At 47.6% G+C, this 9,869-nt stretch carries 12 protein-coding genes and 1 tRNA gene; 2 read left to right on the forward strand and 11 right to left on the reverse strand.

Annotated features, from left to right (window positions below):
- Positions 1 to 73: 73 nt before the first annotated feature.
- The 11 genes from JKY90_05745 to JKY90_05795 all read right to left on the reverse strand — a co-directional run bounded on the left by JKY90_05745 (position 74) and on the right by JKY90_05795 (position 8,466).
- Positions 74 to 673: an NADH-quinone oxidoreductase subunit C gene (locus tag JKY90_05745; protein MBL4851767.1), complete on the reverse strand. Its 600-nt coding sequence runs from the start codon at positions 671 to 673 to the stop codon at positions 74 to 76.
- A gap of 27 nt (positions 674 to 700) precedes the next feature.
- A complete protein-coding gene (locus JKY90_05750; GenBank protein ID MBL4851768.1) occupies positions 701 to 1,177 on the reverse strand; it encodes an NADH-quinone oxidoreductase subunit B in 477 nt (158 codons plus the stop codon).
- The gene (locus JKY90_05755; GenBank protein ID MBL4851769.1) at positions 1,168 to 1,524 is read right to left on the reverse strand and encodes an NADH-quinone oxidoreductase subunit A; all 357 of its coding nucleotides are present in this window, start codon (positions 1,522 to 1,524) and stop codon (positions 1,168 to 1,170) included. Before JKY90_05755 ends, JKY90_05750 begins: the two co-directional genes overlap by 10 nt.
- A gap of 87 nt (positions 1,525 to 1,611) precedes the next feature.
- Positions 1,612 to 1,696, reverse strand: a tRNA-Leu gene (locus JKY90_05760).
- A 55-nt stretch (positions 1,697 to 1,751) separates the two neighbouring features.
- Positions 1,752 to 2,153 (reverse strand): preprotein translocase subunit SecG, encoded by a 402-nt coding sequence (secG, locus tag JKY90_05765; protein MBL4851770.1) that lies wholly within the window; start codon positions 2,151 to 2,153, stop codon positions 1,752 to 1,754.
- Positions 2,154 to 2,176: 23 nt separating this feature from the next.
- Positions 2,177 to 2,935, reverse strand: a complete 759-nt coding sequence (locus JKY90_05770) for a triose-phosphate isomerase (GenBank protein ID MBL4851771.1) — start codon at positions 2,933 to 2,935, stop codon at positions 2,177 to 2,179.
- Positions 2,936 to 3,185: 250 nt separating this feature from the next.
- Positions 3,186 to 4,526, reverse strand: coding sequence for a phosphoglucosamine mutase (glmM, locus tag JKY90_05775; GenBank protein MBL4851772.1), 1,341 nt, complete (start codon positions 4,524 to 4,526; stop codon positions 3,186 to 3,188).
- Positions 4,527 to 4,544: 18 nt separating this feature from the next.
- Complete coding sequence (gene folP, locus JKY90_05780; protein MBL4851773.1) at positions 4,545 to 5,342, reverse strand: dihydropteroate synthase; 798 nt, start codon at positions 5,340 to 5,342, stop codon at positions 4,545 to 4,547.
- Between the two features lie 69 nt (positions 5,343 to 5,411).
- The gene (gene ftsH, locus JKY90_05785) at positions 5,412 to 7,337 is read right to left on the reverse strand and encodes an ATP-dependent zinc metalloprotease FtsH (GenBank protein ID MBL4851774.1); all 1,926 of its coding nucleotides are present in this window, start codon (positions 7,335 to 7,337) and stop codon (positions 5,412 to 5,414) included.
- Between the two features lie 148 nt (positions 7,338 to 7,485).
- Positions 7,486 to 8,115 (reverse strand): 23S rRNA (uridine(2552)-2'-O)-methyltransferase RlmE, encoded by a 630-nt coding sequence (gene rlmE, locus JKY90_05790; GenBank protein ID MBL4851775.1) that lies wholly within the window; start codon positions 8,113 to 8,115, stop codon positions 7,486 to 7,488.
- A 60-nt stretch (positions 8,116 to 8,175) separates the two neighbouring features.
- Entirely contained in the window at positions 8,176 to 8,466 is a 291-nt protein-coding gene (locus tag JKY90_05795; protein MBL4851776.1) for a hypothetical protein, read from the reverse strand.
- A 5-nt stretch (positions 8,467 to 8,471) separates the two neighbouring features.
- Here JKY90_05795 and yhbY point away from each other — a divergent pair, with 5 nt between their 5' ends.
- Together yhbY and JKY90_05805 are read left to right on the forward strand one after the other, a co-directional pair.
- The gene (gene yhbY, locus JKY90_05800; GenBank protein ID MBL4851777.1) at positions 8,472 to 8,765 is read left to right on the forward strand and encodes a ribosome assembly RNA-binding protein YhbY; all 294 of its coding nucleotides are present in this window, start codon (positions 8,472 to 8,474) and stop codon (positions 8,763 to 8,765) included.
- Between the two features lie 61 nt (positions 8,766 to 8,826).
- Positions 8,827 to 9,869 (forward strand): DEAD/DEAH box helicase (locus JKY90_05805; protein ID MBL4851778.1); only part of this gene is annotated, 1,043 nt, incomplete at its 3' end.

Raw genomic sequence — 9,869 nt, forward strand, 5'->3', positions numbered from 1 at the left:
AACCACTCTCCTCACGCCTTGCCTGGCGTCTTTTCAGCCGCAACAGGACGGCCTTATTGATGGTTATCACGCCCTAATCACCTTTGTTGAGATAACGGTTATCTTCACGATACTTACGTGGCACAAGGACACGTGGCTCAATGCTGACGGGTTCATAGACAACGCGCTTTTTCTCTGGGTCATAACGCATTTCAACATGACCCGAGATGGGGAAATCTTTGCGGAAGGGATGGCCGATAAAGCCATAGTCGGTTAACAGGCGGCGCAGATCAGGATGGCCATAGAACAATACGCCATAGAGGTCATAGGCTTCACGTTCAAACCAATCGGCACAACGCCAAACATCAATAACTGAATCGACCGTAGGCTGCTCATCGCTAACGTAGACCTTAAGCCTTAAGCGCTGGTTATGTTTAATTGACAGCAGGTGGTAGACCACGGCGTAACGCCTAGAAGGGTCACATTTTTTGCCTGCATATTCCAGGTAATCAACCGCGCACAAGTCGATAAGCTGCTCAAAGGAATATTTTTCACGATCACGCAGCTCAATACATAACGCTTTAATCGCCTCTACATGAGCCACTACGGTGATCTCGCCACCGACACCGTAAGTGACACTTTCAATGACATCCGTAAAATCGTCATTGAGACGCTTAAATAGCGCCTGCTGCATATTAGCCATTAATGACTGCCTATTTAGTTATCGCGCTATGGTATTGGTGCGCTTTATTTTATTTTGCAGTTGAATAATACCAAACAATAATGCCTCTGCTGTTGGCGGGCAACCTGGCACATAAATATCAACGGGCACAATTCGGTCACAGCCGCGTACGACAGAATATGAATAGTGGTAATAACCCCCACCATTAGCACAAGACCCCATTGAAATTACCCAGCGTGGCTCGGCCATTTGCTCATACACTTTGCGCAAGGCTGGCGCCATTTTGTTAACCAGGGTACCAGCAACAATCATCACGTCTGATTGACGTGGGCTAGGACGAAATATAACGCCAAAGCGATCGAGATCGTAACGTGATGCACCAGCATGCATCATTTCAACTGCACAACACGCCAAACCAAAAGTCATTGGCCATAGTGAGCCGGTACGTGCCCAATTAATTACTTTATCCGCGGTGGTAGTGACAATGCTTTTTTCAAAAACGCCTTCTATTCCCATTGCAGCGCGCCTTTTTTCCACTCATAGATAAAGCCTACAACGAGAATGGCCAGAAATACCATCATTGCAGCAAAACCAAACCAGCCAATTTCATCTAACACAATCGCCCACGGAAACAGGAAGGCGATTTCAAGATCAAAAATAATAAACAGGATGGCAACGAGGTAATAGCGCACATCAAATTTCATGCGTGAATCTTCGAAAGCCTCAAAGCCACATTCGTAGGGAGAGTTCTTTTTGGTGTCAGGACGATGCGGCGCTAGCGCGAAACCAGCAATCAGGGGGCCAATACCGAACACAAAGCCCATGAAGATAAACACCAAAATTGGCAGGTAGTTATCAAGCATGCGCGGAGTTTACGGCCAGAGTTGCCTTAGTGTCAACGAGGCTCATTTTTTTATAATTATAAATCATAAACTTATGCCCATAATTAATGGTGCCGATGGCCGGAGTCGAACCGGCACAGCTTACGCCACTGCCCCCTCAAGACAGCGTGTCTACCAATTCCACCACATCGGCTAAACAATAAACCGCTGCCCCAACAAGAGCGCACGATCACTATACTACTTAACGACTAGTTTACGCCTTGCTCTGTGACAGAGCCAATCTCTTCAGGTAACAAAGGCACATCTGCCGGCAGATGTAATTCCTCAGAAATTTGATCTTGAGAGATATTGGTATCAGTAGAAACATCGTTAATACGGGCATCAGCACAGCCTTGTGTAACGCTATTCGAACTCGTCGCCTGGCCAACCGACAAATAGGCCAATATCAGCGAGGTCACAAAAAATACGGTCGCCAAAATTGCAGTGGCACGCGTTAGAAATGAGCCGGAGCCTTGACTACCAAAAACAGTTTGTGATGCACCACTACCAAATGCAGCACCGGCATCAGCACCCTTACCATGCTGCAACAAAACCAACGCAACAAGGGCGATCGCAACCATGACATGAATGATCAATAAAGTTGTTTGCATAACGTCTAATTAAATACCTGGGGCTATGCGCTGGCAGCGCGACAAATGGCTAAAAATGACTGCGCATCCAACGATGCACCACCGATGAGACCACCATCAATATCCGTCTGCGAGAACAACTCTGCCGCATTACCCTCTTTGACACTACCACCATAGAGTATTTGCAACGCCGCTGCGACATCCGCATTTTTTCCCGCAATACGCTGCCGAATAAACGCATGTACTGCTTGCGCTTGTTCAGGCGTTGCTGTCATGCCTGTACCAATTGCCCAAACAGGCTCGTAGGCAAGTACTGCACTACGCAGACCTTCAACACCGTTTGGTAGTGTGAGTATAGCATCGAGCTGGTGTGCAATGACGTTTTCGGTCTGGTTTTGCTGGCGCTCTTCAAGCGATTCTCCCAGACAAAATATTGGAGTTAAACCACATTTCAGTGCAACTGTAAATTTTCTAGCAAGCAATTCATCAGTCTCAGCATATAGAGCTCGACGTTCAGAATGACCAATGATGACATACTGACAACCAACATCCTTGAGCATGTCACCAGCAATTTCACCGGTATAAGCGCCAGGCTGCTGATCACTAAAGTTTTGGGCACCTAAAGCGATATGGCTGTCACTTAGCATGCTTTGCACATCAGCCAAATAGACGAAACTCGGGCATACCACTACTTTCGCAGCAGTGACTGCATCAATGCCTTGCTTAAGGCTTGTGATCAGCTCACGTGCGCTAGCGCGTGAGCCATTCATCTTCCAGTTACCCACTACAAACGGCTGTCGCATTGGGATGTGCTCCATAGCTCAAAAATAGCCGTGCATCTTAGCGAGACGACTGCAATAAAGCAATTTGTAATAGCAATCATGAGAGCCTTTGCACAAAGCAAGTGGCAAAAATACGGCATGCACGTTGCGCCGATGCTTCAAGTACCGCCAATATGCCTGTCTTAGCAAGTTTTCACCAATAGTAAAGCGAAACGACGCAGAAACTGGCTACAGGCATAAGATACAAGTTCATAGATAGGTCAGATGCGCCTTAAACCTGGTCTGAAATGGTGCCAGCAATCTGCTTGGCAAGACGCCCAACTTGGGCTTCGTCTACGCCTTCTACCATGACACGCACTACTGGCTCAGTGCCGGATGGCCGCAATAGCACGCGCCCCTTATCACCCAACTCAGCCTTAGCAGCAGCCACCGCTTGGCGTGTTGCCTCACATTGCACCACGCTGGCATCTGCTTTGACGTTAATCATTACCTGAGGATATTTGCTGATTTGCGAGGTAATATGGTTCAAGCTACACGACATTCCTGATAAAGCTGCCAGCACTTGCAGGGCAGCAATAATGCCGTCACCGGTCGAGGTTCTATCCAAACAAATAATGTGCCCTGAGGCCTCACCACCCAGCACTAAACCTGCTTTGTTCATATTTTCGAGAACATGGCGATCACCTACCTGCGCGCGCACCAAGCTAATATCATGCTGCGCTAAGGCTTGCTCAAAGCCAAGATTACTCATCAAAGTGCCAACGACCACTTTGTCGCGGCCCAACCCTTTACCCTGCAAACGGTGACGTGCTATCACATAAAGTAAATCATCACCGTCCAATATATTGCCTAAATGATCGACCATCATCACGCGGTCGCCATCACCATCAAAAGCAATACCTAGATCAGCACCCTGCTCTAAAACAGTAGCTCTAAGTGCTTGCGGGTGCAATGCACCACAAGCCTCGTTTATATTAAAGCCATCGGGGCTGACGCCAATCTCGGTAACTTGTGCGCCCAGCTCACGAAAAACGCTACTCGCAACCTGGTAGGTGGCACCGTTAGCACAATCAATAACGAGCTTAGTCCCTGCCAAATCGAGATTACGTGGCACGGTGCTTTTACAATATTCGATGTAACGACCGGCCGCATCTTGCACACGTTGTGCTTTACCTAGCTTCGATGATTCAACTGTATCCAATTGTTTTAATAGCTCTTTTTCAATTGAAAGCTCAATCTCATCATCAAGCTTAGTGCCATCAGCGGAAAAAAATTTAATACCATTGTCATAATATGGGTTATGTGAGGCACTGATAACAATACCGGCCTGCGCATGGAGGGTGTGCGTAAGATAGGCCACCGCTGGTGTTGGCATCGGCCCACTGAGCAACACATCAACACCCGCTGCCGACAAGCCGGCTTGCAACGCCGATTCAAACATATAGCCTGATACACGGGTGTCTTTACCAATAAGCACCTTGCCTTTACCCACGCACCCTTTGCATAAGACGCGTCCTGCCGCCCAACCAAGCTTTAAAACAAACTCAGGTGTTATAGGGTGCTCACCTACTTTGCCGCGAATACCATCGGTACCAAAATATAGTCGATTCATTTCATCACACCATTATTTTTATTCGTGCGCCGAGTCGCGCATGGCCTGCACCACGTTCAGTACATCACGTGTTGGGGCAACATCATGTGTGCGCACAATCGATGCACCTTTATCCAGCAACAAAGTTGTCATAGCCAGGCTGGCAAATAAACGTTGATCAACATCGGCATCGAGTATAGCGCCAAACATTGATTTACGTGAAACACCCACCAGAATTGGCAACCCTAAGGAGCCAAGCCGATCAAGGTTTTGCGCTAATTCAAGATTGTGTTGCAAGGTTTTACCAAAGCCAAAGCCTGGATCAATGATTAATCGCTCGCGAGCAATACCGGCATCTATACAGGCTGTTATTCTGTCTTGCAAAAATGCCATTACCTCGGTCACAACATCCACATAGTGCGGATTGCTTTGCATGGTTTGTGGTGAGCCCATTGCATGCATTAAGCAGACAGGCACGTTGCACTTGGCAACGACTTCAAGCGCACCGGGAGCCATCAAGGCTCGAACATCGTTAATCATTGAAGCGCCAGCAGTTAGCGCCGCTGTCATGACGTCAGGTTTGCTCGTATCAACGGATATGACAACATCTGAAAAAGAACGCTGAGCAGCACGAATGGCTTTAATGACGGGAACAACACGCTGAATTTCCTCGTCAGCGGAAACGGCAGTAGCGCCAGGCCGAGTTGATTCACCGCCAACATCGATAATCGTAGCGCCTTGCTCAACCATCAGGCTCACTTGAGTAAGCGCTGCATCGCAGCCAACAAAAAGACCCCCGTCCGAGAAAGAATCGGGGGTCACATTGAGTATTCCCATCAGCTGGGACTTGGTCAGGTCAAGCATTACTACGCTACTTGAGATAGTGAGACCGCCAAACAGGCGCCTTTAATGTTGGCTGGCTGGCCCACCAATCGTCGAATCCGTTTTCGATTCATCTTCTTCCAGCTTATCTTCAACATCATCAACAACCTTGCCTGATGAGGGAGGGTCGGTTTGATCCCAATCCTTGGGTGGCCGTGGTGTTTTACCATTCATAATGTCACCCACCTGCGAATGATCAAGAGTTTCATAGGTCATTAGTGCATCTGCCATAAGGTGCAACTTATCTTCATTATCCTTTAACATATTTTCTGCACGTTTATAGTTGCGATCAATAATCACGCGCACTTCTTCGTCGATCAAGCGCGCTGTGTCGTCTGAAACTGTTTTGTGCTGCACAACAGAATGACCAAGGAATACCTCGCCTTCTTCTTCGCTGTAAGTCAACGGGCCAAGTTTGTCTGATAAGCCCCATTTGGTCACCATATTACGAGCAATTTCAGTGGTACGCTGAATATCGTTAGATGCACCCGTGGTTACTGCCTCTGAGCCAAAGATAATTTCTTCCGCAATACGGCCACCAAACATGGTTGAGATTTGGCTTTCCAAACGCTCACGGCTATAGCTATAGCGATCTTCTTCAGGCAGGAACATGGTGACACCCAGGGCACGGCCACGCGGAATGATCGTTACTTTGTGAATCGGATCGTGTGAAGGCACCAACCAGCCAACAATGGCATGACCCGATTCATGGTAAGCAGTGAGCTTTTTCTCATCTTCACTCATCACCATGGAACGGCGTTCTGCGCCCATCATGATCTTGTCTTTGGCTTTCTCAAAGTGCTCCATTTCAACTTCACGCATATTGCCGCGTGCAGCAAACAAAGCAGCCTCATTAATCAAATTGGCTAAATCAGCACCGGAGAACCCCGGTGTCCCACGCGCAATAATACTTGGTTTTACATTATCGCTAAGCGGCACTTTACGCATGTGAACTTTAAGGATTTGCTCACGGCCACGAACATCAGGCAATGGCACAACAACCTGCCTATCAAAACGGCCAGGGCGTAATAAGGCTGGGTCGAGCACATCAGGACGGTTAGTTGCAGCGATAACAATGACGCCGTCATTACCCTCAAAACCATCCATTTCTACCAGTAATTGGTTGAGTGTCTGCTCGCGCTCGTCGTGACCACCGCCAAGACCAGCGCCGCGCTTACGGCCTACTGCATCGATTTCATCAATAAAGATAATGCAAGGTGCTTGTTTTTTGGCTTGCTCAAACATGTCACGAACACGTGACGCACCGACACCAACAAACATTTCAACAAAATCAGACCCTGAAATACTAAAGAATGGCACCTTGGCTTCACCAGCAATGGCCTTGGCTAATAGGGTTTTACCCGTGCCTGGCGAACCGACCATTAAAACGCCGCGCGGAATTTTACCACCTAATTTTTGAAATTTTTCAGGGGCTTGTAGAAATTTGACTAACTCACCGACTTCTTCTTTGGCTTCATCCACACCTGCAACATCATTAAATGTCACCTTGATTTGGTCTTCACCGAGTAAACGTGCCTTGCTGCGACCAAACGACATGGCGCCACGACCACCGCCACCGCCTTGCATCTGGCGCATAAAGAAAATCCAAACCCCAATCAGCAGTAACATGGGGAACCAGGAAATCAGCATTTGCATCAACAAACCTTGACGCTCAGGTGGCACAGCGCTGATTTGTACACCGTTGTTAACAAGCTCATCAACCAATTTGGGGTCGTTCGGACTGTAGGTCATGAATTTATCGCCGCCGTCACGCTTACCTTGTATGGTGCGCCCCTGAATAGTCACCTCAGTAATGGCACCCTTACGCACCTCACTGAGAAATTCAGAATAGGTCAACTGCTGTACCGGCACCTGTGGTGGCCCGAAATTATTAAAGACAGACATCAATACAACTGCGATGACCACCCAAAGAATAATGTTTTTTGCCATATCGCTCAAAGTTAGTACCCTATTTCATATATATAATTGCTAGTGTATGCAAACTTTACATCGTTTGCATTGTTTACGTCGGTATTTTCTACTCATAACATCAAACACATTAAAACTATCGATGCTCGTACTTACTATAGACCGCAATTCAACCGCTAGTTCCTCGGTATCCCTTGGCCACTAAATACACTTCTCTAGACTGCGAACGCGATGCCCGAGGTTTGCGCGCCTTCACGTGAGTAAAACTTGCCCTTGCCTCACGCATATACTCATCAAACCCCTCACCTTGGAATAGCTTAGTGGCAAAGTTACCATTCTTACAAAGCACCTGCCGTGCCAAGTCAAGAGCCAGCTCCGCCAGATACATCGATTTTGGCTGATCTACTGAGCTTACCCCACTGATATTGGGGGCCATATCAGAAAGAACAAGCCCTACTTCACGCCCATCAATAGTCTTAATTAACTGCGTAAACACCGCATTTTCAGTAAAATCACCCTGAATAATCTCAACATCAGCCACGCTATCCATAGGCAAAATATCGAGTGCAATGATATCGCTCTTATGCTGACACCATTTTGCCGCTAATTGCGACCAACTGCCAGGGGCAGCGCCCAAATCCACGATCAATTTGCCCTGAATGTGAATACGATCACGCTCATTAATTTCTGCTAATTTATAGACGGCACGTGAACGATACCCCTCAGCCTTGGCACGTTTAACGTACTCATCTTTTTCCTGACGTTGCAACCAACGTGACTTGCTGGCACGACTAGACATAGCACTGACATCCTATTTCTGGCATAATGTACGGCTGGACGTTTGAGTTTGTTTTGGTCATTAAGGCTTCGCCTGTTTGACCTTGAGCTCCAATGTCTGTTTTAGCACATTACGCACACGCAAAATTATCCACCCCGCCGCCAGCAAGCTATAGCCAACGAGCATGATAAAAGCTTCAATACGGTGAGGAAAGAGCCGTTCGAGTATAAGCCAAAGTATGAGCCCAATGACGAGTATCAGGGCTAGCTCGAGCTTAACCCCATTGAATGGGCTCGCTGAAACCGCTACGTGCCCTCGGGGGGCAAAGTGCTTTTTAGCCCTGATTGGGTCATGCTTGTTTGGAGTATTCATATCTAATGCTTACTGGAAAAGAACGCCGCCATCTTAACGCTTTGGCGCATAATTTAAAGCCTGTTGTCACCTTAGGTAATGCTGGCCTCACTGATAATGTGATCAATGAAATTGATATCGCATTGAACACCCATGAATTAATCAAAGTAAAAATCAATTATGGTGACCGCGATACGCGTAAGCATATCGACACTGAAATTGCTAAGCGCGTGCAATGCGCTTCAGTAAAAAATATTGGCCGTGTCTTCATCTATTATCGAGCAACCAAAAAACCAATAATTAAACTACCTACCACGTAGATCGTAGCAATATTCGTATTCTACCCCCTATTCATATACTACTTTACATCAAGGCAAAACCATGACATCACAGCCAAAAGACACTGTCCAATTTAGCAGCCTCGGTTTGAGTGAAAATGTACTCGAATCATTGCAGGTCATTGGCTATGAAACGCCCTCACCAATTCAAGCGGCTATCATTCCACACCTGCTTAATCATCGCGATGTCATTGGTCAAGCTCAAACGGGAACAGGCAAAACGGCTGCGTTCGCCCTGCCACTGCTATCGCAAATCGATGTGCGACGCAAGGAGACCCAAGTGTTGGTATTGGCACCAACACGTGAACTGGCCATTCAGGTTGCTGAAGCATTCCAACGCTATGCCAGCCACATTAAAGGCTTCCATGTTGCGCCTATCTATGGCGGGCAAGATTACGGCGTACAAATTCGCGCACTAAAACGCGGTTTGCATGTTGTTGTCGGCACCCCTGGGCGTGTCACCGACCATATGCGGCGCGGCACCTTGAAATTAGGCGGACTGAAAGCCCTGGTGCTTGATGAAGCTGATGAGATGTTACGTATGGGCTTTGTTGAAGAAGTCGAATGGGTATTAGAACAAACACCTGACAAGCGTCAGATTTGTTTATTTTCCGCCACCATGCCGAAAGTCATTCGCCGGATTGCGCAAAAATATTTGAACAACCCTGAAGAAGTCACCATCAAGGTTAAAACCACGACCGCAGAAAATATTCGTCAACGCTATTGGCTGGTCAGCGGTTCACATAAACTCGATGCCCTTACCCGCATTCTCGAAGCAGAAACATTTGATGGCGTCATTATTTTTGTCCGCACTAAAACAGCCACTGTCGAACTTGCTGACAAACTGCGTGCACGTGGCTATGCCGCCGCAGAACTCAATGGCGACATCATACAAAAACAACGCGAACGCACCGTGAATCAACTTAAGAAAGGCGCGCTCGATATCGTTGTCGCTACCGACGTTGCTGCACGTGGCCTCGATGTTCAGCGTGTTTCACACGTTATCAATTACGACATTCCGTATGACGCCGAAGCCTATATTCACCGTGTTGGCCGTACTGGTCGCGCAGGTCGTTCCGGTGATGC

The organism is Gammaproteobacteria bacterium (genome assembly GCA_016765075.1).
Lineage (GTDB): Bacteria > Pseudomonadota > Gammaproteobacteria.

What these genes read in the sequence shown, in the direction of transcription:
- JKY90_05745 (MBL4851767.1), bottom strand. Translation starts at nt 673, where the DNA reads ATGCAGCAGGCGCTATTTAAGCGTCTCAATGACGATTTTACGGATGTC.
- JKY90_05750 (MBL4851768.1), bottom strand. Translation starts at nt 1,177, where the DNA reads ATGGGAATAGAAGGCGTTTTTGAAAAAAGCATTGTCACTACCACCGCG.
- JKY90_05755 (MBL4851769.1), bottom strand. Translation starts at nt 1,524, where the DNA reads ATGCTTGATAACTACCTGCCAATTTTGGTGTTTATCTTCATGGGCTTT.
- secG (MBL4851770.1), bottom strand. Translation starts at nt 2,153, where the DNA reads ATGCAAACAACTTTATTGATCATTCATGTCATGGTTGCGATCGCCCTT.
- JKY90_05770 (MBL4851771.1), bottom strand. Translation starts at nt 2,935, where the DNA reads ATGCGACAGCCGTTTGTAGTGGGTAACTGGAAGATGAATGGCTCACGC.
- glmM (MBL4851772.1), bottom strand. Translation starts at nt 4,526, where the DNA reads ATGAATCGACTATATTTTGGTACCGATGGTATTCGCGGCAAAGTAGGT.
- folP (MBL4851773.1), bottom strand. Translation starts at nt 5,342, where the DNA reads ATGGGAATACTCAATGTGACCCCCGATTCTTTCTCGGACGGGGGTCTT.
- ftsH (MBL4851774.1), bottom strand. Translation starts at nt 7,337, where the DNA reads ATGGCAAAAAACATTATTCTTTGGGTGGTCATCGCAGTTGTATTGATG.
- rlmE (MBL4851775.1), bottom strand. Translation starts at nt 8,115, where the DNA reads ATGTCTAGTCGTGCCAGCAAGTCACGTTGGTTGCAACGTCAGGAAAAA.
- JKY90_05795 (MBL4851776.1), bottom strand. Translation starts at nt 8,466, where the DNA reads ATGAATACTCCAAACAAGCATGACCCAATCAGGGCTAAAAAGCACTTT.
- yhbY (MBL4851777.1), top strand. Translation starts at nt 8,472, where the DNA reads ATGCTTACTGGAAAAGAACGCCGCCATCTTAACGCTTTGGCGCATAAT.